At 64.5% G+C, this 23,408-nt stretch carries 10 protein-coding genes; 5 read left to right on the top strand and 5 right to left on the bottom strand.

The window, feature by feature from the left end; translation table 11 throughout:
* Genes hisF through AC5Y5W_RS23370 form a run of 3 tightly spaced genes read left to right on the top strand, consistent with a single transcriptional unit; the run spans nt 1 to nt 2,464 of the window.
* Nucleotides 1–774: an imidazole glycerol phosphate synthase subunit HisF gene (gene hisF / locus AC5Y5W_RS23380; protein WP_500013403.1), complete on the top strand. Its 774-nt coding sequence runs from the start codon at nt 1–3 to the stop codon at nt 772–774.
* Nucleotides 771–1,118 (top strand): phosphoribosyl-AMP cyclohydrolase, encoded by a 348-nt coding sequence (gene hisI, locus AC5Y5W_RS23375; protein ID WP_500013401.1) that lies wholly within the window; start codon nt 771–773, stop codon nt 1,116–1,118. Before hisF ends, hisI begins: the two co-directional genes overlap by 4 nt.
* Nucleotides 1,119–1,156: 38 nt before the next feature.
* A complete protein-coding gene (locus AC5Y5W_RS23370) occupies nt 1,157–2,464 on the top strand; it encodes an MFS transporter (protein WP_500013399.1) in 1,308 nt (435 codons plus the stop codon).
* A 7-nt stretch (nt 2,465–2,471) separates the two neighbouring features.
* On the opposite strand, the gene AC5Y5W_RS23365 is transcribed toward AC5Y5W_RS23370, so the two are convergent.
* From AC5Y5W_RS23365 to AC5Y5W_RS23345, 5 genes are all read right to left on the bottom strand, one after another.
* Nucleotides 2,472–3,122 (bottom strand): GAP family protein, encoded by a 651-nt coding sequence (locus AC5Y5W_RS23365; protein ID WP_499890159.1) that lies wholly within the window; start codon nt 3,120–3,122, stop codon nt 2,472–2,474.
* A gap of 30 nt (nt 3,123–3,152) precedes the next feature.
* Entirely contained in the window at nt 3,153–4,892 is a 1,740-nt protein-coding gene (locus AC5Y5W_RS23360; protein ID WP_500013397.1) for an AMP-binding protein, read from the bottom strand.
* Between the two features lie 56 nt (nt 4,893–4,948).
* Complete coding sequence (gene pe / locus AC5Y5W_RS23355) at nt 4,949–6,067, bottom strand: acyltransferase PE (protein ID WP_500013396.1); 1,119 nt, start codon at nt 6,065–6,067, stop codon at nt 4,949–4,951.
* A 64-nt stretch (nt 6,068–6,131) separates the two neighbouring features.
* The gene (locus AC5Y5W_RS23350) at nt 6,132–9,104 is read right to left on the bottom strand and encodes an MMPL/RND family transporter (protein ID WP_500013394.1); all 2,973 of its coding nucleotides are present in this window, start codon (nt 9,102–9,104) and stop codon (nt 6,132–6,134) included.
* Between the two features lie 45 nt (nt 9,105–9,149).
* Nucleotides 9,150–10,571 (bottom strand): condensation domain-containing protein, encoded by a 1,422-nt coding sequence (locus tag AC5Y5W_RS23345; RefSeq protein ID WP_500013392.1) that lies wholly within the window; start codon nt 10,569–10,571, stop codon nt 9,150–9,152.
* Between the two features lie 348 nt (nt 10,572–10,919).
* Here AC5Y5W_RS23345 and AC5Y5W_RS23340 point away from each other — a divergent pair, with 348 nt between their 5' ends.
* Together AC5Y5W_RS23340 and AC5Y5W_RS23335 are read left to right on the top strand one after the other, a co-directional pair.
* Nucleotides 10,920–21,806, top strand: coding sequence for an SDR family NAD(P)-dependent oxidoreductase (locus AC5Y5W_RS23340; protein WP_500013390.1), 10,887 nt, complete (start codon nt 10,920–10,922; stop codon nt 21,804–21,806).
* Between the two features lie 148 nt (nt 21,807–21,954).
* Nucleotides 21,955–23,408, top strand: a 1,454-nt coding sequence (locus tag AC5Y5W_RS23335) for an HNH endonuclease signature motif containing protein (protein ID WP_500022646.1), incomplete at its 3' end; no start/stop codon positions are given.

Here is a 23,408-nt window from a genome sequence, read left to right as displayed (position 1 = left end):
ATGGATGTCGCCGTGCGGGTGATCCCGTGCCTGGATGTCGACGCCGGTCGGGTGGTCAAAGGGGTCAACTTCGAAAACCTGCGCGACGCAGGCGATCCGGTTGAACTCGCGGCCGCCTATGACGCCGAGGGTGCTGACGAGCTGACCTTTCTCGACGTGACCGCATCGTCGTCGGGGCGAGCCACCATGCTGGAGGTGGTGCGCCGTACCGCCGAGCAGGTGTTCATTCCGCTCACCGTCGGCGGCGGCGTGCGCACGGTCGCCGACGTCGACATGCTACTTCGGGCGGGCGCGGACAAAGTGTCGATCAATACCGCCGCGATCGCACGCCCTGACCTGTTGGCGGAGATGGCGCGAGCATTCGGCTCCCAGTGCATTGTGTTGTCCGTCGACGCGCGCACCGTGCCGGCCGGGTCGCCGCCGACACCGTCGGGCTGGGAGGTCACCACACACGGCGGCCGGCGCGGCACTGGTATCGACGCCGTCGAATGGGCTTCTCGCGGCGCAGAATTGGGCGTGGGGGAGATCCTGTTGAATTCGATGGACGCCGACGGCACCCAGGCTGGCTTCGACCTGGCGATGCTTCGCGCGGTCCGGGCGGCAGTGACCGTGCCGGTGATTGCCAGTGGCGGGGCCGGAGCAGCCGAAGACTTCGCACCGGCGGTAGCCGCGGGGGCCGATGCGGTGCTGGCCGCCAGCGTCTTTCATTTCCGCCAGCTGACGATCGGGCAGGTGAAAGCGGCGATGGCTGCTGAAGGGATTACGGTGCGATGACGCTCGACCCGACAATCGCGGCGCGTCTGAAGCGCAACGCCGACGGTCTGTTCACCGCGATCGTCCAGGAGCGCAGCAGCGGCGATGTGCTCATGGTCGCGTGGATGGATGACGAAGCGCTGGCCCGCACGTTGGAAACCCGCGAGGCGACGTATTTTTCGCGGTCCCGCGGCGAGCAGTGGGTCAAGGGCGCCACGTCGGGCCACACCCAGCATGTGCATTCGGTGCGGTTGGACTGCGACGGCGACGCGGTGCTCCTAGTGGTCGACCAGGTCGGCGGCGCCTGCCACACCGGAGACCACAGCTGCTTCGACGCCGACGTGCTGCTGGGCCCCGAGGGCTGACCGGCCCGCAACCGTCGGCAGCGATAGGGTTTGTGATCGTGCGAAAATCGCCGTTGCTGGCATGGGCGCTATGGGATTGCGGAGCGACGGGCCTCAATGCGGTCGTCATCACGTTCGTTTTCCCGGTGTATTTGACCGCGTCGGTGGGAGCCGGCGGGGGCACATCGCCGACGAGTTCGCTGGGCCGGGCCATGACGGTTGCCGGCATCACCGTCGCCCTGCTCGCCCCGATGACCGGAAGTTGGGTCGCTGACCCGCGACGACGCCGTAACGTGCTGACCGTCCTGACCGGGGCGGTGGCGGCGCTGACCGCGATGATGAGTTTGGTCCGCGACGACGCCCGCTACCTGTTGCCGGGCCTGATACTGCTGGCCGCCACCGCAGCCTGCAGCGACTTGGCCACTGTCCCGTACAACGCAACGCTGCGGCTGATCTCCACGCCGGAGACCTCGGGCAAAATATCCGGCTTTGGCTTGGCCGCAGGCTATGCCGGCAGCGTGACCTTGCTGTTGGCGGTGTATGTCGGCTTCATCGCAGGAGACGGGCCGGTGGCTGGTGCGCTGGGCATTGCGACGGCCGATGGTCTGAACGTGCGCATGGCGATGCTGCTGACCGGAGCCTGGTTTTTGCTTTTCGCGCTGCCCTTGTTGATCTGGGCGCCGAAACCGCCGGCCATACCCGGTGATGACGCTGCACCGGTCGCCGCGTTGAGCGCGGCTCGCCAGTTCTGGTCGGATCTTGTTGGCGAGTGGCGCCGCGACCGTAACGTCGTCTACTACCTGCTGGCCAGCGCCGTGTTCCGGGACGGGCTGACGGGCGTGTTCGCGTTCGGGGCAGTGTTGGGCGTCAACGTGTATCGCATCTCAGAGGCCAGCGTGTTGTTATTCGGCGTGGTAGCAAGCACTGTGGCGGCGACGGGTGCTGTTTTCGGCGGTCTCCTCGACCAGCGTGTCGGGTCCAAGACTGTCATCCTCGGCTCGCTGGCCTCGATGATTGCGGTCGGGCTGTTGCTGCTGGCGCTGTCGGGGCCGCTGGCGTTTTGGGTATGCGGCCTCATGCTGTGTCTGTTCATCGGCCCAACCCAGTCGTCGGCGCGCGCTCTGTTGTTGCGAATGACCGCTGAGGGCAAGGAAGGACTGGCCTTCGGGCTCTACACCACCACTGGGCGAGCCGCAGCATTTCTGGCACCGTCGATGTTCTTCGCGTTCATCGATCTGTTCGGTGCTGACCGGGCCGGTCTGGGCGGCCTGCTAGTCGTACTCGCGGCGGGGCTGCTGGCGATGCTGCCCATCCGCGCGCCGGCCCGCCACCATCGGCACGAGCCGATCGCGGACGTGGCCGACTAGCTGCCGATCAAAGCCCCGCTGCGCCGACTGCGACGAACGCAGCGCCGAACGCGGCCAGCAGGATTGCGACGTCACGGCGACGACGCGATCGAACCCAGTTGTGCAGCGCTGTCATCGAGGTGGTGGTCGTCTTGGGCGCCAGCAGATAGGCCAGCAGCGGAATCTCGATGAGCGCGAAGGCCACGGCGTTGAACATCAACAGCACTGCGACTTGCGTCAGGGCTGCGGCGCCGGAGGCGAGAATGACGGCTAGCGCGCCAAGATAGTCGACCGAAGGCAACGCGATGGCGAGGCCGGCCACGCCAGCGACCGACAGCGAAGGCCCGCTCAGCAATCGTTGGGCCGGACTAGCCAACCTTGCCGGGCGCGAGCCCAACCGCCGGTGGACACCCATGCCCACAACGACGGCGGCCAATAACGCCAAAAGCCCGATCAGAAGCTGAACTCTGGGCAAAGTGAAGTAGCTAGGCCACAGCGGTGTGCGTCGAAACGCGAACAAGACAACCAGACCCACCGTCGTACCCATGGCGAAACCGCCAGCCAAAAACGCGAGTAGTTGCAGCGCCGGTCGAGGCCTGTTGAGCATGAGCACGGTCATCCCGAGTCGGAACGGTTCGACGCTGACGGCAAGGGCCATGACCAGGACAGTGACCAGCATTGGCAGTTCTGGGTGCGCCCAGCGGCCGGCTCAGGCGTCCAGCCGGGCGAACTGGTCCCGACGGTACTGCTCGACGCAGGTGGCTCGCCGGATCTTGCCGCTCGTCGTGGTGGGAATCGACCCGGGTGCCACCAGTACAAGATCCCCGACGTTCAAGCCGTGTGCCTTGGATATCGCGGAGGTGACATCGCTTTTGACTCCGGCGAGCCAGTGGGTGGCCTCCTGGTCGGAATCGCCGCGCTTCTTGACCTCGATGATGGTGACCAGCTTCTCGGTATCGTTCATCGGCACCGATATCGCCGCGACCCGACCACCTGTGATCTCCCGGACCGCTGCCTCAATGTCCTCGGGACAGTGATTGCGCCCACGAATGATCAGCAGGTCCTTGATGCGGCCGACGATGAACAGCTCGTCCTCGTAGATAAACCCCTGGTCGCCGGTCCTCAGCCAGGGGCCGTCAGGTGTGCCTGGCGAGGGGTCGGCGAGCGTGGCGCCGAAGCAGCGCTGCTTCTCCGGCGGTTTGCGCCAGTAGCCGTCGGCGACGTTGGCACCGTGCACCCAGATCTCGCCGACCGATCCCGGCGGGCACTCGCGGTGGGTGTCGTAGTCAACGATGCGCAGCGTGGGCGACTGCGGCACTCGGTATTTGGCCAGCGCAGTGCCGTTCCCGGCCGCACACCGCTGGGCGCGGCCCGCACCCAGCTGCCCGACATCGAAATGAACCGAGGGTGACGATTCACTCCAGGTGCTCGTCGCAACGAAGACGGTTGCCTCCGCTAAGCCGTATGACGGGAAAATCATGTGATCCCGAAAATTGAAGTGCGCGAACCGATCGACGAACCGTTGTAAGGTGGTCGGCTCGACACGTTCGGCGCCATTGATAATGCCCACCACCCCGCCGAGGTCGAGCCCGGCCAGGTCATCGTCGGTTGTCTTGCGGGTGGCCAAGTCGAAGGCGAAGTTGGGCGCCGCTGACCACGCATGCGGACTTTTGGCCAAAGCCTGCATCCATCTGGCCGGCCTCTCGGCGAATGAAATCGGACTGGTCAACTCGCCGCGCCAGCCGTTCAGAATTGGTGTGCAGACTCCGATCACCAAACCCATGTCATGGTAGAACGGCAACCACGACACGACGGTGGTATCCGGCGGGGGTTTAACGTGGGCGTCGGCGAACATGCCGCGCATCAGCTGCTCGAAATTCACCTGGAGATTGCTGTGCGAGATCACCGCCCCGGTCGGCACCCGCGTTGAACCAGAGCTGTACTGCAAATACGCGATGCTCGGTAAATCGGCGCTCGAAAGACTTGCTCCGCCTTCGACATCCAGATTCATCGAATCGATTTCGACGATCTTGGGAACGGTGTCCAGACGTGCTTGATCAACATATTCGGCGATATCTTCCGCGACCGCCGACGTGGTGAGAACAACTGACGGCGACGTATCGGTAAGGACTGCACCGACGCGCTCATGACTTGAACCGCGATGCGGCAGTGGGAGCGGAACTGCGATCAACCCGGCTTGCATGGATCCCAGGAATGCCACGATGTATTCGAGGCTTTGGGGAGCGAGGATTACCGCCCTGTCTCCGACCGATCCATGGGCGCTGAGTTCGCGAGCCACATTCATAGTTCGACGGGACAACTGCGACCAGGTAAGGCTTTCGGGTACACCTGCCCAGTCGTTTGCGTAATCGGTAAAAGTGAACGCTATGTCATGGGGCCGCAGGCTGGCACGTCCGTGCAGCATCGAGAGAATCGATGACTGAGGCATAGGCGTCACATTACGTCGGTAGTAGTTCGTCGAACGCGTCGGCTCGCATTCTCGTGTCAACGTGGACCGGTGGACAACACGGACATGGCACCGTTGAGGATCTGCGAGAACGGGTCGGCGCCGCCACCGAAGGTGGCCTGGGTGGCCGGTGCGGTGACGGCAGCGGGGTCGAAGCCGTTCACTGGGTCCACCTGGACCGGAGCGGTCGCCGGATCGTCGTTGCGTGAATATGCGGCGTTCACCCGGGGCAGCAATATCGCGTCCAGCTTGTTCAGCGTGTCCTCGTCAATCCCGATGTAGGCCAACGGCATGACCAGCGGAAGGTGCTTTTCGGGGATCAAATAGGTCGTGGTCGTCGCACCCCTGGAGTTCACCGTTGACCGGATGTTCTGCGGCGGCACCATGCTCGGATTGGTGAAGGCAACCGCAGTGTGTCCCGTAGCGAGGCCCATCAGCGTGTTGGCGAGGGCGAACAGGTTGTCGGGACGGTCGGGGAAGTCGGCGATCGAGTCGTAGGCGGAGATGAACATGTGGGTGTCGTACTGGCTTTCCACCGGAGGTGGTATGCGGTAGTCCATTGCGGGAACAACGGACCCGACCGGGAACATGGCGGTCAGGAAACTCTCACCGAAAGCGTGCCGCGCAATCGGGTCGCCAAACGTGGCGAAGTTCAGCTGGTCCGGCGGGGGAGCGGTCGGGTCGTTGGCAAGCCGCGCCTGGACGGCGTTGAGTACAAGCGCTCCCTCGGACAGGCCGATCGCGGTACCGGGGCCGCCGTTGCGGATGGCTGAATCGAGGTTGTCTTCCCCCTCGTCGACCGACTCGCCGACGCTGGGCCCGTCCAAACCCATGCCAGGGAAGATGTCATCCCCGGTCTTGCCGATGCCCGGGAAGAGGCGTTCCAGCACATGGCCCTGAACCTGCCCCGCGGGGTAGCGAACGATTTGTCGCTGCAAACCGGGGAACCATTCCTCGCCTTCGCGGCGGATGTACTCGTCATAGGGAATGCCCAGTACGTGCGCGCCCCCGAGTGCGAACGCGGTCCGGTCGGTTGACGTGCCGGGGGTCGACGTCCCACCAGCCGGCGTATCGTCGGCCGATGCGCTCTCGATGCCGAAATACCCCGTGGCGCTGACAGTTACCAGCGCCGTCACTCCTGCGAGTAGTTTCTTCATCCCTACTCCTGACCGCTCGGCTTCCCTAGTCTCACATACTCCACCCATGCGCGCTGACCGTCCCCTACTCGGTGCGTCCGATCGCTGACCGCGACGGCCACCAGTTCGCCCGCCCGACCAGCGCGGCGATGGCGGGAACCGTGACGGTGCGAACCACGAAGGTGTCCAGCAGAATTCCGACACCGATCACGAAACCGCCTTGGACGGCGGTGCCGATGCTGGAAAACAACAGACCGCACATCGAGGCAGCGAAGATCAGGCCGGCCGCAGTGATCACGCCGCCGGTCGAGCTCAGGGTGCGGATGATGCTGTACCGCATGCTGCCCGGTGACTCGTCACGCATTCGCGAGACAAGCAGCATGTTGTAGTCGGCCCCCACCGCGACCAATACTACGAACGCCAGTGGCGGAACGCTCCAATGTAATTGCTGACCGAGGACGAATTGGAACACCAGCGCACCGATACCGACCGCCGACAAATACGAAATGACCACGGAAGCGACCAGATACAGCGGCGCGACGACCGCACGCAGCAGCGCGATCAAGGTCAGTAGCACGACAAGCAGAGTCGCCGCAATGATGAACCGGATGTCGTGTTCGTAGTAGTCGCGGGTGTCGCGCAGACTCACGGTGTGTCCCGCCATCGATACCGTGGCGTCCGCCAATGCGGTATTGGGTTGGGCTCCCCGGGCGGCCGCGGTGATGGCATCGACCTGATCCATCGCTTCGGTGCTGAACGGATTGAGTTTGGTTTGAACTACGTACCGGACCGAGTGGCCGTCTGGTGAAATGAATACCTTGGCAGCCTTGGTGAACTCCTCTAGCCGCAGCAGTTCGGATGGGATATTGAACCCGGCCATTGCTGGCTGTGCCGCACCATCTTTGAGCGTCAACAGAAACGCCGCTGCCTTGTCGAGCCCGGCGCCCATCTCTTTGACCTGGTCGACGAGTTTCCCCACCGCGTCAGCCACTTCTCGGCTTCCCCCGGCGAATCGCGATGCGCCATCTTGCAGGTTGGCCAAGTTGGCCTGCAGTCCGCCGGGTTTGTCCATTCCCAGTGAATGCATCACCTTCGTGAGGTTCGACAACGCGCCACGCACTCGGGTTATCGATGCGTTCAGGGACTTTTTGTCCGGGAACGACTGCAGTTGCCTCGCCAGATCGTCGATCGCGTCGAGGTCTTCCTGATTCCGCCCACCGACCAGCCGTTCGAATGTCATACGGGTGGCGGCGCAGGAATCGTCAAGATCGCAGACCGGGTTGCCCTGCAGCGCCGTCAACACCGGGCCTATCCAGCCGAACAGGTTTTTGCCGGCTGAGAAGTTCCACCCCATGGAGTTAGTGAGCGAGTTGACGTGGTCGACGAGCTTGGCTGTGGTGTCGACCTGCTTGACCAAGGCATCGCCGTTGGATTGGCTTTTCATCGATGCGAAGGAGTCCGACACGTTCTGGATGCTGGCAGCGAGCTGGCTGACTTGGCCGCGGACGTGACCGAGGTTGTCGGCCAGCGTGCCGGCCCCGTCGGCCAGCCGGTTGAGGTCATCGGTGCGGCCGCTGATCTGGGCGGATCCCTTGGACAGAAAGGTGCCGATCGCGCCCGCCTGGTACGTGGCTCTGAATTCTTCTGGGACAGCTCCGGCGGGACGAGTGATGCCGCTGACCGCAGCGACGTTCGGCAGTTGGCTGACTCGCTGCGCCATTTGCTCCAAGTCTGCAAGGGCCTCCGGCGTGCGAAGGTCGTGCGGTGATTGGACGAGGATGTATTCCGGAATCGACTGGTTCACTGGGAAATGTCGATCCAACGCGGTGTACCCGATGGAACTCGGAGCAGAAGACGGCAGGGCCTTGCGGTCGTCGTAGTTATAGCGCACGAAGGCCGCGCAGCTGGCCAGGATGATCAGGACAAGCAGGCTGGCAACCAGATGACTCCGTGGCCTGCGCACGATGCGGATGCCCGAACGCCGCCAGAACCCAGCGGTCAGCTCGCGCCGTGGCTTGACCCAGCCGCGCGGCCCGGCGAGCACCAGAATCGCCGGCAGCAACGTCACTGCGGCAAGGAATGCCAGGCCGATCCCGATCGCCGATGACGTTCCGACCGTCTTGAAGACTCCCATTCGGGCGAAGCTGATGACAAGAAAAGTGATTCCGACGGTGGCGGCGGATGCGCCGATCACCTTTCCGATCGAGATCATTGCCCGCTTGACCGCCTGATCGGAATCCACTCCCATCCTTAAATGGTCGTGATAGCGGCTGATAAGAAAGACTGCGTAATCCGTTCCGGCGCCGGCCATTATCGCGCTCAGGAACACGATGGACTGGTTCGAGACGCCTGCACCGGTCAGCTGGGAGTAGCCGGCCACGACCGCGTGCGCAATCGCCAAAGATATCCCGATGGATAGCAACGGCAGCAGCATCGTGATCGGGTTGCGGTAAACCACTAGCAGGACGATGAGCACCAGAACAGCAATCGCCAGCTCAATCGGAAGCCGATCGTGTTCGCCGGCGACCGTGAGGTCGGCGACAGTCGCCGCCGGGCCGGTGAGGTGTGCGGTCAGGCGCGTCCCAGCAACCGTCTGTTTGACGATGCCCTCGATGCGGTTGAAAGCGGCGTAGGACTGCGGCGTGCCCAACTCGCCCGCAACCCCCACTGGCAGCACCCAGGCTTTGTTGTCCTCGCTAGTCAGGGCGGTGCGCAGGGACGGTGCGCTGACGAAATCCTGCAACATCAGGACATCTCGGGTATCCGCGCGCAGCGCCTCGATCAGTTTTCGGTAGGTGGCTTCGTCCGCGGGACCGAGGCCCTGGTCGTTGGTCAGGACCACCAGTAGGAGGTCTTCTGAGCCCGATTCGTGAAACGCCTCGGTCATCTTTCGAGCGGTGACGCTCGACGGTGCATCGCTGGGCAAGATGGCGAGCGGATGCTTCTGGGCCATCTCGTTCAGGGAGGGGAACGTCAGCGGCAGTGCCACAGCAATCGCGACCCAGATACCGATCACTACCCAGGGCCACCGCACCACAACATCGGCTAGCCGTTGCATATCGCCCTCATCCCTGCTCGACGCAGCCCATCGAATTGCTCCACGCTATGCGACGCGTCCCCAGTCTCCGCTGTCAGCGACCCGCACGCACACCGACCTCATCGCGGCCATATAGCGTGCCACTGATTTCTGAGCGACGGCGTTATCGGGATGCATGATCGCCATTGCCGTGCCCTCGCCGTGCCGGAATATATAAATGGTCAACTGATATGAATATCGGCCGTCCGGATAGATTCCTATATTATTAACGATGCCCATGTCGGCGACCGCAAGAACAGCGTTGAGCGGTGCAGCGCCGCCATGAAAAAAGTTCGATACCGGAAAGTTTGGCCCGGGCCACTTCAACCACGGGGCTAGCTCCAATACTCGATAATACGGCACCCTGGCCATATCCAGGCCTGCATCGAAACAAGTCTGCGCCGACCAGGCGGCTGCGCCGAAAGAGGTGGCAGCTATTGGCACCGTGATCGGGATTAAGCCGGTAAACCAGCCCTGTGTCATGAAATTGTCGGAGCCGGTGCGGGAATCCCTCGGAGTAAGGCCGTAATACGTGAGAGCACCCGTGAACTCATGCTCCACCAGGGCGAGGCAGGCGAACAGGCCCCCGACGAAACGGGCACCGGCTGCCGTGCAGGCTGATTCGAATCGCTCTGTCTGTGCTGCGTCCATGAGGAGTTCGGAGGCCATGTCACTGCGAGTGGACTGCGACGGATTGCCAAGCGGAAGAGGGAATTCGGGAAGGCCACCACTATTATTTTCGGCGAAATCAATCCACGTGCGCACCTGGGGCGAATCTAGGGTCAAGGTTGAGGTGTACTCGCGTTCGCGCACACAGAAATCGCCATAGTTGCCGGCATTGGGAAGCTCGAGAGGCTCACCACCTGCGCTCAACGCCGAATACATTCCGTTGGCTTCCAGCATCGTCGTGCCGATCAACGTCGCGTCCCCGTGAACATGATCCATAGCGGCAAAGAACGTGAAGTAGCTGTCGCTTTGGATTATCCCGAAGGTGAAGCAGCCCCACTCCAACGGGTTCGGTATGGCCACGACATGCGCGTGGATTTCCTCAAGCGTCATACTGCCCTGATCGATCGGTACGAATTCAATATCAGCCGGATCGCTAATCGCGTGCCTAATGAACCCTCCATCATCGGCGCGTTCGAACCAACTGCAGAACGTGTCATGGCGACGCAGGTACGCGTTGATGGCCTGATTCATGGCCGAAATGTCACACTGGCCGGGTACTTCACAGCTAGCGATGATCTGCCGGGAAAAATTCTGTCCGGCGGCCGTACGTTCGCAATAATTACGCAGATGTTGGCCCTGCATGTAGCTGACCGGTACCGAGCTGACCGGCGCTTGCCGGGCCCTTTCGGCAGCTGCGGCGGTCGGGTGCCACGAGGTGACCGAGCCCGGGGTCAACGTCCACACATCGAGTGAGCCGACCGTAATTTTCCCGACGCGCAAGCTTCATCCTCCTCGGTTGGAACGGCCCCGGTCCGGGCCGCGCTGGCAGCGAGATCAACATAGCCCGCTCTGGCATCACTGTCGCCCACTGTCGTCAGCACGCGTGGACACGCCTACACTCCTCCGCGGACCCAGTGGGCCGGCCGGGAAGATGGAACAACTTCGGCGTCGGACGCAGACCGGTAGGCATGCCTGACGAGGGGGTGCCCGGTGCCGGCACCGCACTGGCCATGGTGGCGCCCCATACTGGCGCACGTGTAATACTGGCGCCCGGCCAGTGACTCTGCAGCCAATTGGGCCGCCCGTTGCGATCGAGTCTTCACCGTCTTCAGCAGGGAGGACAACGGCATGGCATCCGTCGGAGGCCACCAGCAGTCAGCACCAAGTTTTGCGATTGTCGGCTACGCGGCGCGTTTCCCGGGTGCCGCGGATGCGGACGGGTTCTGGGAGGTACTGCGCGAAGGCCGCGATGCCATATCGGAGGTGCCCGAGGACCGGTGGGATACCGGCGAGTACTTCGACCCGGAACCGGGTGCACCCGGGAAGATCGTGACCCGTCGTGCAGGTTTTGTCGATGACGTGACGGGGTTCGACGCGCCGTTCTTCGGTATGTCGACGCGCGAGGTCAGGTTGGTGGATCCGCAGCATCGGCTCTTGCTGGAGACGGCGTGGCAGGCGGTGGAGCATTCGGGCACCGCGCCAACAGCGTTGGCGAACACCAACACGGGTGTGTTCGTCGGGTTGGCCACCCACGACTACCTGGCGATGGTATCTGAGCAGCTGGCTCACGGCGACATCGAAGCCTACATGGCAATCGGCACGTCTAGTGCCGCAGCGGCGGGCCGGATCAGTTATCGGTTAGGGCTGCAGGGCCCGGCGGTCACCGTCGATACGGCGTGCAGTTCGTCGTTGGTGGCAATCCACCAGGCATGCCAGGCGCTGCGCTTAGGGGAATGTGACCTCGCGCTGGCCGGCGGCGCCAACGTCTTACTTGCGCCCGCAACGATGATTACGTTTTCCCGCGCGAACATGCTCGCGCCCGACGGCCGATGCAAGACCTTCGATGTGGCCGCAGACGGCTACGTGCGTGGTGAGGGATGCGGCGTCATTGTCGTGAAGCGGATTGAGGACGCGATCCGCGACGGTGACCGGATTCGGGCGGTGATCCGGGGCAGCGCGATCAACCAGGACGGTGCATCGGGTGGCTTAACCGTGCCGAACGGCGTTGCCCAGCAACGGGTTATCTCGGATGCACTGAAGCGCGCCGGTCTTGCCGCCAGCGACGTCGGATACCTGGAGGCGCACGGGACCGGGACGTCGCTGGGCGACCCGATCGAGGCCCAGGCCGCAGGTGCGGTGCTCGGCGCTGGACGCGAGCCGAACCGGCCGTTGTTGATCGGCTCGGTGAAGACCAACATCGGGCACCTGGAGGCAGCCGCGGGAATCGCGGGAGTGATCAAGGTCATCCTGTCGCTCGAGCACGGGCTACTGCCGCAGCACCTCAACTTTCGCAACCCATCGCCGCATATTCCATGGGACCGGCTTGCGGTGCAGGTCGTGCAGGAGGCCACCGCATGGGAACGCAACGGCCGGCCCCGTATCGCAGGGGTCAGCTCGTTCGGCTTCTCCGGGACCAATGCACACGTCATCCTCGAGGAGGCGCCCGAGGTAGTGGGTCAGGGCGCTGTGGCACCGAGTTCGGCCGAGGCGCCCGGTGACCGACGGTTCAGGGTGCTTCCGCTCTCGGCGCGCACGCCCGCAGCACTGGTGCAGCTCGCTGATCAATACCGCACCTGGTTGAGCACACATCCCGAGGCCACCCTGGCCGACGTGTGCTTGACCGCCGGGGCGGGGCGAGCACACCTGGAGCACCGGGCCGCTTTAGTGGTCAATTCGAAGGAATCCGCCAGTGAGTTGCTCGGTGCGCTGGCGGACGATCGCCCGGCACCGGGTCTGGTGCGCGGAGTATCCAATGACACGCCGAAGACGGCGTGGCTATTCACCGGCCAGGGCAGCCAGTACGTGGGCATGGCCCGCGAGCTGTTCGACACCGAACCGGTGTTCGCCGAGACGCTGACCCGCTGTGCCGCAGCGGTCGCTGACGTTCTCGAAAAACCGCTGCTGGACGTCATTTTCGAGGTGGATGGCCCAGACGGCGAGGAGACACTGCGGCAAACCAGCTACGCCCAGCCCGCCTTGTTCGCGGTGGAGATGGGCCTGGCCCGGCTCTGGCAGTCATGGGGCTTCGAACCCGACGTGGTGCTGGGCCACAGCGTCGGCCAGTATTCGGCGGCCTGCGTTGCGGGCGTGTTCAGGCTGGAGGATGGCGCGCTGCTGATGGCCGAGCGTGGCCGTCTGTTCGGCAGTCTGCCCGCCGGTGGCCGGATGGTGGCGGCCTTCACCGCCGCCGAGCGCGTCGAGCGCCTCACCGACGAGTTTCCAACTCTGTCGGTTGCCGCCTACAACGGTGCTAACACCGTGCTGTCGGGACCCGCGCAGGATCTGGACCAGGCGGTGGCCGGTTTGACAGCCGAGGGTGTTCGGTGTGATTGGCTGGACACCAGCCATGCGTTCCACTCGGCGCTGCTAGATCCGATCCTCGACGAGTTCGAGTCGTATGCGGACCGGTTCGATTTCAGCCGCCCGCCGCAACGGATTCTGGTGTGCAACCGCACCGGCGCCGCGCTCGGCAGAAGCGTGAAACTCGACGGTAATTACTGGCGTCGCCACGCGCGTCAACCGGTGGAGTTTGCCAAGAGCGTGCAGACCCTTGCCGATCTGGGCTGCAAAGTGTTGCTGGAGATCGGTCCGCAGCCGGTGCTCACCGCCGCAGCCCTGCGGGCATGGCCTGACCCTGCGACTGCACCGCGGGCGGTCGCATCATTGCGTCGAAACACCGCCGACCACCACCAGATCACCGAAGCCCTTGCCGACGCGTACGTCCTGGGCCACCTACCCAACTTCGACGCTGTCGTAGGACCAGCGCGAAAGCTCGACCTGCCCACCTATCCGTTCCAGCATCGCCAGTACTGGTTCAGTGAGAAGCGGGTCCGGCCCACCAACCAGCAGCGCAACACCCGGTCGATCACGGATGCGCGCTACGAGTTTCGGTGGGAGAAGATCGCCGCCACCGGCTCGGGTGCGAATGCCGACGGGAGATGTTCCTTCCTGCTCATCGGCCATGCTTCCGATGCAGTTCAGCCTCTACTAGACGCGCTGAGCGCGCAGGGACACCAGCATCGGACTCTCGAGTTGCCGGCGTCCGACGCGGACGAGGAACAGCTCGAGGCCGCGCTGCGGGCGGCGGTGGCAGACGAACCGACGTTACGCATCCTGCATGTCGCTGCACTCGACGCCAATACCGCACCGTCGATGCGGTCGCTGTTGCGGATGCAACACCGAGTTCTGGGCGGAACACGGCGACTCTTCCGTTCCGCAGTTGCCGCTGGCGTGCGCCGGCCCATCTGGTTGGTGACCCGCGGCGCGCAACACATCGTTGCGACGGACACCATGGCACCAGATCAGAGTTGCCTGTGGGGCTTCGGCCGTGCCGCTTCGCTGGAGTATCCCCAGGTGTGGGGCGGAATGGCGGATCTGGCGCACGGCAGTGCCGATGAATGGTCGCGGTTGATCGACCAGGTGGTGGCCGAGCCGCGCCGCGAAGACCAAGTCGCGCTGCGTGATCAAGCGGTCTATGTTCCCCGGCTGGTTCGATGCGCTGAGCAGCCGAGCGCAACACCGCTGGCACTGCGCAGTGACGCAACGTATTTGGTGACCGGAGGTCTGGGCTCGGTCGGGCTGGAAATAGCCGAATACCTGGCTGCGCACGGCGCCCGGCATCTGGCGCTAGTCGGCCGACGCTCGCCCAGCGAGGCCGCGCAACGGCGCCTCGACGCGCTGCGCGAACAACACGGTTGCGAATTCCGGGTCGTTGCTGCCGATGTCGCCGATGCGCACGAGGTTGCGCGCCTGCTAGCCACCGTGCAGGCCGAACTGCCGCCGGTGGCCGGTATCGTCCATGCCGCGGGCGAAATCAGTACCACCCCGCTGAACGCCCTGGACGATGCCGAAGTGGATCGTGTTTTTGCCGGGAAAGTTTGGGGTGCATGGCATTTGAGCGAAGCGACTGCAGAGCTGCAGCTCGACTTCTTCCTTAGCACATCCTCGATCGCCTCCGTGTGGGGCGGATTCGGTCAGACCGCCTACGGCGCGGCTAACGCCTTCCTCGACGGGCTGGCCTGGCGACTGCGCGAGCAGGGCGTCCCCGCAGTCAGCGTCAATTTCGGTCCCTGGTCGGCGGGGATGGCCGACGCGGACGCTCGTGCGCGACTAGACAAGCGCGGGATCTTGACATTGTCACCAGCCGATGCGCTGGCGGGTATGGCTGATGTGATTGCTGCTTCCCGCGGGCAGGGCGAAGCACCCGGCTGCGGACAAGGAATCGTGGCACGGGTCGACTGGGCCCGATTCCTGCCGCTCTACCAGCAAGCGGGCAGGCGCTCATTCCTGGCCGAGTTGGAGGACGAGGTGCCCGGTCTGGCCGCGGCACCAACGCAGTCGGGGAAGACCAAGCTGGTCGCGCAGCTCACAGGCGCTCCGGTGCAGCAGCGCAAGAAACTCGTGACCGATTACCTGCGCGACGCGGTGGCAGAGGTGACCCGCACCGATGCCACGGAGATACGCGAGGACGCGGGGTTCTTCGATCTCGGCATGGATTCGCTGATGGCCATCGAATTGCGGCGCCGCATCGAGCAAGGAGTGGGCAAGGAGATATCGGCGACCCTGGCGATGGATTATCCGCGTCTGTCAGACGTGGCGGATTATCTGCTCGGCGACGTGCTCGAACTCAGCGAGCAGACATCGGCCAAGTCCCGGTCCCAGCCGGCCTCAGTAGTAACGACGCGCACGGATGAGCCGATCGCGATCATTGCGGTGTCGTGTCGTTTCCCCGGCGCACCTGACCCAGAAGCCTTCTGGGAGGTGTTGTCCGGTGGTGTCGATGCGATCCGGGAAGTCCCGGATGACCGATTCGACATCGACGAGTTTTACGATCCGGATCCTGAGACCCCCGGAAAGATCTACAGCCGCTTCGGGGGATTCCTGGACGGAATCGACGGATTCGATCCGGAATTCTTCGGTATCTCCCCGCGCGAGGCGGTGTGGATCGAGCCGCAGCAGCGGCTGATGCTCGAAACCGCATGGGAAGGCTTAGAACGGGCGGGGTACGCGCCGGCATCCCTGCGCGGCAGCCGAACCGGCATCTACGTGGGGGTGGCTGCCAACGAGTATGCACATCTGCTGTCCGCCGGGCCGGTCGACAAGATCGAGCCCCACTTCATCACTGGCAATGCGCTCAACGCCATTTCCGGTCGGGTTGCCTTTGCACTCGGACTGGAGGGACCGGCGGTGGCCGTCGATACCGCCTGCAGCTCGTCGCTGGTGGCCGTCCATCAGGCCTGCCAGGCCTTGCACTCCGGTGACTGCGATTTGGCGTTGGCCGGTGGCGTGAACGTCCTGCTGAGTCCGGTATCCATCATCGCCGCCTCCCGCGCCAGGATGCTTTCTCCTGCCGGGCGATGCAAGACCTTCGACGCCTCGGCCGATGGCTATGTGCGCAGCGAAGGCTGCGGGATTCTGGTGCTCAAGAGGCTGAGCGACGCAGTGCGGGACGGCGATCGGGTTTGCGCGGTCATTCCGGGCAGCGCGGTCAACCAGGACGGTGCTTCCAGTGGTTTAACGGTGCCCAACGGTGGTGCGCAGCAACGACTTATCGGTGCGGCGTTGGCTCGCGCCGGCCTGGCCGGCGGAGATGTCGACTACCTTGAGGCACACGGGACGGGGACCCCGTTGGGCGATCCGATCGAGGTGCAGGCGGCCGGAGCCGCTTATGGAGCCGCTCGTGACGCGGACCGGCCGTTGCTGATCGGATCGGTGAAGACCAACATCGGCCACCTCGAGTCGGCGTCCGGGGCCGCCGGTCTGATCAAAGTAGTGTTGTCGCTGCAGCACGGAGTACTGCCGCAAAGCCTGCACTTTGACGAACCGTCGCCGCATATCCCATGGGACTCGTCGCCTGTTCGGGTCGTGGACAAGCCGACTCCCTGGGAGGCCAACGGCAGGCCGCGGCGCGCGGGGGTGAGTTCCTTCGGATTCACCGGCACGAACGCACACGTGCTGATCGAGGAGGCGCCGGCACAACCGGCGACCCCCGATGAACAGTCAACAGACCATGACGTCGCGAACGCTCGAAACGAGTCGGTCAATGTACTGGCGCTGTCGGGGCGGTCACCGGAGGCGCTGGTGGCGTTGGCCCGGCGTTATGGAACCTGGTTGACCACCCATCCAGAGGTCGATATCGCCGACGTGTGTCTAACGGCCGGGGTGGGGCGTTCGCATTTCGAACATCGGGCCGCGCTGGTGGTGGATTCGGTCCGGAGCGCCGGCGAAGGCCTGGCCGAGTTGGCCGAGAACCGGCTACGGCCCGGCTCGGTACGTGGTGCGTGCACCGACCGGCCGACCACGGCGTGGCTGTTCACCGGTCAGGGCAGTCAGTATCCGGCAATGGCGCGCGAATTGTTCGACGCTGAACCGGTTTTCGCAGAAACCGTGACACGTTGCGCGGACGCGGTGAAGGAGATACTGCCGCGCCCGTTGCTGGAGGTGCTGTTCGCCACCGACCGCGAAACCGGCGGCAGGGCCGGAGAAACGCTGAAGCACACATCATTTGCGCAGCCAGCGCTTTTCGCCGTCGAGATGGGCCTGGCGCGGCTGTGGCAGTCGTGGGGGGTGAATCCCGATGTGGTGCTGGGCCACAGTGTTGGCCAATACGCGGCGGCATGCGTGGCGGGAGTCTTCAGCCTCGAGGATGGGGTACGGCTGATGGCCGAGCGTGGTCGGCTGTTCGGCAGTCTGCCCGAAGGCGGGCGAATGGTCGCGGTGTTCGCCGACCCCAAGCATGTCGAGGAAGTTGCCACCGAATTCCCTCGGGTGTCGGTCGCGGCCTACAACGGCCCCAATACGGTGCTCTCGGGTCCGGGAGCCGATCTCGAACAGATCGTCGCCAGGTTTGAGAACGACGGCACCCGGTGCAGTTGGCTGGAAACCAGCCACGCCTTCCATTCGGAGCTGCTGGAGCCGGTGCTCGGTGAATTCGAATCTTATGCAGCGCGATTGCAGTTCGCTGTGCCGACGTTGCCGCTGGTCTGCAACCGCACCGGCGCCATACTCACGGCCGAAACCCCCCTAGACGCTCAATATTGGCGGCGGCATTCCCGCCAGCCGGTGCAGTTCGCCGAAAGCGTGCGCACGGTGGCCGCGCTGGGATGCTCGGTGTTGATGGAGATCGGCCCGCAACCGGTTCTGACCGGGGCAGCGGTACAGGTCTGGCCGGAGCATTTGGCCGCACCGCGCGCGATTGTTTCCCTGCGCAAGGGCGTAGCTGACCGGCGCCAGATCGCCGAAGCGCTGGCCACGGCTTACGTCAGCGGCCATCGGCCTGAGTTCGCTGCGCTGCATCACCAACCTCGTCGCAGAGTCGAACTGCCCACCTATCCGTTCCAGCGCCGCCGGTTCTGGCCCAAAACGTCCGGTATCGCTGTGGACGGCGCGGCCGCCTCCGGAATCTTAGGCAGTGCAAAGGATCTCGCTTCGGGCGACTCCGTATACACCAGTCGGCTGTCCGTCAAATCGCAGCCGTGGCTGGCGGACCACGTCATCTACGGAACCGTCGTCGTTCCCGGGGCGACGTATGCGGCGATGGCCCTGGCTGCCGTTGGTCCGCCGGCGCGGGTGAAAGATGTCTTCTTCTATGAGCCGATCATCCTGCCCGAGAAGCATTCTCGTGAGGTTCAGCTGACATTGCATCCGCTCGAGGGCGGAGCTGGCTGGACCTTCCAGGTGCACAGCCGCCCATACGGTGTTCGTGATGCCGACTGGTCGTTGAACGCCGATGGCACGGTTGCCTCCGGTGCCGACGACGATCCGACATGCGACCCGGCAGAACCCATCGACGCGGTAATCGAGCGGTCGAATCGCATGCGCCCACAGGAGCTGTTCGAGACTTTCGCCGACATGGAGCTGGCGTGGGGGCCCACCTGGTCCGGTTCCCTGAAGTCGCTGTGGCTCGGTGAGGGCGAGGCGATCGGTGATATCACGGTCGGCGAAGAATTGACCGAACAGCTCGGAACCGAGCCGATGCATCCGGTGCTGCTCGATTTGTGCACCGGAGTTGCCTTCCCGGCGTTCCCGGCACTTCTTGCGGCCGAACAGGGAGTGAGCGAACTTTTCCTCCCGTTGCGGTACGGGCAAGTGATGCTGCGGGAGAAGATGCCTCGCAGGTTTTACTGCCGGGCGAGGTGGCATACCGGCGGTCTCGACAGCGAAACCCAGGTCTTCGATCTCGACTTCGTCGGTCGAGACGGGCGCCACCTCGGCGGGATTCGCGAGTTCACGGTCAAACGTGCTCCTCGGGAGGCGTTGCTGCGAGGCCTCGGCGGCGACCCCACCAGGTTGCTGTATGCCCTTGGCTGGCACGAGGTGCCGCCGCCGGCATCGAGCAGTGGTATCGAGGTCACCCGAAACGGGGCCGGCACCTGGCTGGTTTCCGGATTCGACGAACTGGCGGCCGAGCTGCCAGACTGCGTCTCCTTTGACAGGGCCTCGACTTCAGCGGATTCCCAGCCCTTGGGGCAGCTGCTGACGCAGGCTCGAGAGCGCGGCCTGGCAATCGGCGGCATCGTCTGGCGCAGCACCGGGCCGAGTGCAGAGGAGTCGAGCGCTGACGTTGCCGCGCGGCTGGAGACTGAAATTGCCCATCTGCTCAGCGCCGTGCACACCCTGCAGGCCGACGGGGTTGCCCCCCTTCCCAAGGGGCTGTGGATCGTCACCGAACGAGCTGTGGCGACCGAATCGGGCGAACCGGTCGACCCGGTTCAGGCCGCGCTGTGGGGACTCGGACGTACCATCGCCAACGAGGAGCCGGCTCTGCGTTGCCGGCTAGTCGATTACGACGGATCCAAAGAGGCCGCACAGTCGCTAGCCGGTCTTCTCGCCACCCCGATCGAGGAACCCGAACTCGCGCTGCGGCAAGGAAAGTTCCTGGCGTCACGGTTAGTGCCATGGTCGCGCAGCGGTCATCTCGCGGTGCCGCGCGGCACTGATTACGCGCTAATGCCTAGTGAACGCGGCGCGATCGACAACCTCCGGTTGTCCGAGACAGAAGTGCCCTCGCCGGACGATGGGTATGTGCAGGTCCGGGTGGAGGCTGCGGGTTTGAACTTCCGGGATGTGCTCAATGTGCTGGGCCTCTACCCGGGTGACCCGGGCCCGATCGGCGGCGACTTTGCCGGCATCGTCACCCAGCTGGGTGGCGGTGTCACCGGATTGGAGGTCGGTCAACGCGTCTATGGCTTCATGCAGGGTGCGTTTGCCAGCCGGTTCAATGTGCCGGCTCAGCTGTTGGCGCCGCTTCCCGACGGGTTGAGCGCAGTAGCGGCGGCCACCATCCCCGCCGCGGCGCTCACGGTCCGACTCGCGTTCGACTGGGCGCAGTTGAAGCCCGGTGACCGTGTGCTCATTCACGCCGCGAGCGGTGGTGTCGGATTGGCCGCCATCCAGATGGCCCAGCAGCACGGCGCGGTCGTCTTCGCCACCGCCAGCACCTACAAACGCGCGACACTGCACAAGCTGGGCGTGGAATATGTCTATGACTCGCGCACTACGGATTTCGCCGACCAAATCCTCGCCGACACCGACGGGGCCGGCGTCGACGTGGTGCTCAACAGCCTGACCAACGAAGGGTTCGTCGAAGCGACCGTACGGGCTACCGCCAAGAACGGGCGTTTCGCCGAGATCGCCAAGCGAGACATCTGGACTCCGGAGCAGATGGCGGCTGCCCGTCCTGATATCGCCTACGAAATCGTTGCGTTGGACACGGTTACCTTCCAAGACCCGGAGCGTATTCGCGGCTTGCTGGGCGAGGTGTCGGATGGGCTGGGTCGTGGCGACTGGACGCCACTACCTGCCGAGATCTACCCATTGACGGAGGCCAGAACGGCGTTTCGCCGGATGCAGCAAGCGCGGCACATCGGGAAGATCGTGCTGCAGATGCCGAGCCCGCTACAACCACGCCGCGATCGGAGTTACCTGATCACCGGCGGACTCGGTGCCATCGGTCTGCATACGGCGTCGTATCTGGCTCAACTGGGGGCCGGCGACATCGTGTTGACCAGCCGGCGCGCGCCCGATGCGGACGCACAACGGGCAATCGAGGAGATCACCGAGCGCTACAAGTGCCGCATCCACACGTTCACCGCCGATGTCGGCGACGAGTCCGACGTCGCAGAGTTGCTAGGGCGGGTCCGCGCGGAGTTGCCGCCGCTGGCCGGAGTAGCGCATTTGGCAGGCGTGCTCGACGACGCGTTGCTGTCACAGCAGAGCCTGGAGCGTTTCCGAACAGTGTTGGCGCCCAAGGCGTTCGGTGCGTACTACTTGGACCGCTTGACGACAGGCGACGATCTCGACTTCTTCGTCGTGTCCTCCTCGGTATCCAGCTTGCTCGGTTCACCCGGCCAGGCCAACTACTCGGCTGCCAACGCGCTGCTCGACGGGTTGGTCGCGGAACGACAGGCGCGAGGCTTGCCGGCAACCGGGGTCAACTTCGGTCCCTGGGCACAGGGGGGCATGGCGTCTTCGGAGGCGGCACGCGCCAATATCGGTGCGCAAGGACTGACTCTGCTGGAGCCCTCGGCTGCGCTGGCCGCGCTCGCCGAGGCCGTCGCCAACGGAACTGCGCAGGCAACCGTCATCAAGGCCAATTGGCAGCGCGCGGCGAAGATGCTGGGCAGTTCTCGTCCGCCGATGCTGGACCTCGTGTTGCCGAGCGCTGTCGCAGAGGCAACCGGCGACAGTGAGTTGCTCCGGCAACTGCAGGACATACCGGTGGCGCAGCGCGCCAGCTTCCTCACCGAATTCCTGCAGCGGGAAGTGCAAGGTTTCCTGCGGCTCGCGCAACCACCCGCCGCCACCAGTCGGTTCCTGGACCTGGGCACGGATTCGCTGATGGCCGTCGAACTCCGAAACCGGTTACACAGCCAGTTCGGTGGCGCATTCACGATCAACGCGACCGCGGTATTCGACTATCCGACGATCGAGGGCCTGGGGGAGTACCTCGCAGGCCAGATGCCCGAGTCGGAATCGGAGTTGGTGGCCGCGGAGTCCGTCACGGCGACTGGCTGAACGCCGGGCTGCCACGCACGCCTTTGATACTGCTGGGGTTACCAGCCCCGTCCTTGGTTTTGCCCACAGTTCGGTGTTTGTCCACAGACCCGGTGCTGTGGCCCCTTCGGGTGTCGGTCGGTCAGTGGAACGGAGTAGAATCGCACGTATGTTCGATACTTCCCTGCGGGGCCCGGAGGCGCTCGAGGGCGCCGACGACGGGCTGGTGGTGGCCGCGATCGCCGAGTGGGCACGCGCGGAGGCCGCGGCATCGGCGCGCGGGCTCGCCGCCATTGCCGAGCTGGTGGCCCGGCGAGTCGAGGGCGGATCTCCCGAATGCGGACACTGGTCGTGTGACAACTGGGACTCCATGGCAGCTGAAGTTGCTGCCGCGCAAGGCATTAGCCACGGGATGGCCTCAAGCCGGATGTATTTGGCTGTGGCATTGCGCGACCGGTTGCCACGGGTAGGAGCGGTGTTTCTCGACGGGAAGATCAGTGCCCGACTGGCGGCGACGATCGTCTGGCACACCGACCTGATCAAGGACTCCCAGGCGCTGCAACTGGTGGACAAGACGCTGGCCGAAGATGCGGTGCGGTTTGGGCCGATGTCGGTCAACAAGACGGCGCAGGCCATCGAGGCGATTGTGGATCAATACGATCCGGGCGCGTTGCGGCGTACCCGGGCCCACGCGCGCAGCCGTGACGTAGTGATCGACTCTGCTGACGAGAAGTCGGGCACCGCACCGTTCTGGGGCCGACTGTATGCCACCGATGCCGCCGTGCTGGATCGGCGGCTGATGCAGATGGCTCACCAGGTGTGCGATGACGATCCGCGCACCGTTGCTCAGCGTCGCGCTGACGCATTGGGCGCACTAGCAGCCAATGCAGATCGGCTGGCCTGTGCGTGCGGGAATGCCGATTGCCCCGCGGGCGTCGACGGCACTGAGCGTACGACCGGTGTGGTTATCAACGTCGTTGCCGACGCATCGGCGGTGAGCAGCCTGCCTGACCCGCACCTGTCAGGCGAGCCCAAGCAGCGACCGGTCACGCCTGAGACCCCGCTGCATGAGGCGCTGGCACCCGACCCCGAGCCAGAGCCGCCGGGCGGCTGGGCTGCCAAGGCGCCAGCCGCGTTGATCACTAGCGGTGGTGTGGTGCCGACGTCGTTATTGGCCGAGTTAGTCCGGGGTGGCGCGAAGCTGCAACCGGTGCGGCATCCCGGCGACGCCGCACCGGAACCCGGGTATCACCCGTCGGCTGCGCTGGAGCGCTTTGTGCGCTGCCGGGATTTGACCTGCCGATTTCCCAACTGCGATCGCCCTGCCGAATTTTGCGATGTCGACCACACCGTGCCCTACCCGCTCGGGCCGACTCACCCGTCGAATCTCAAGTGCGTTTGCCGAAAACATCACTTGCTCAAAACGTTTTGGACTGCTTGGCGGGACGAGCAATGGCCCGACGGGACAGTGGTCTGGACATCACCCACCGGGGCGACCTACACCACCCATCCCGGCAGTCGGCTGCTGTTTCCCAGCCTGTGTCTGCCGACTGGTGAATTACCTTGGGCGGCACAGGCAGACCCACCACCTGCTAACCGCAGTGTCATGATGCCGGTGCGACG

Source organism: Mycobacterium sp. NGS51 (assembly GCF_059812525.1).
The sequence above is the reverse complement of the archived record's forward strand: the minus strand, read 5'-3'. Positions and strand labels throughout refer to the sequence as shown.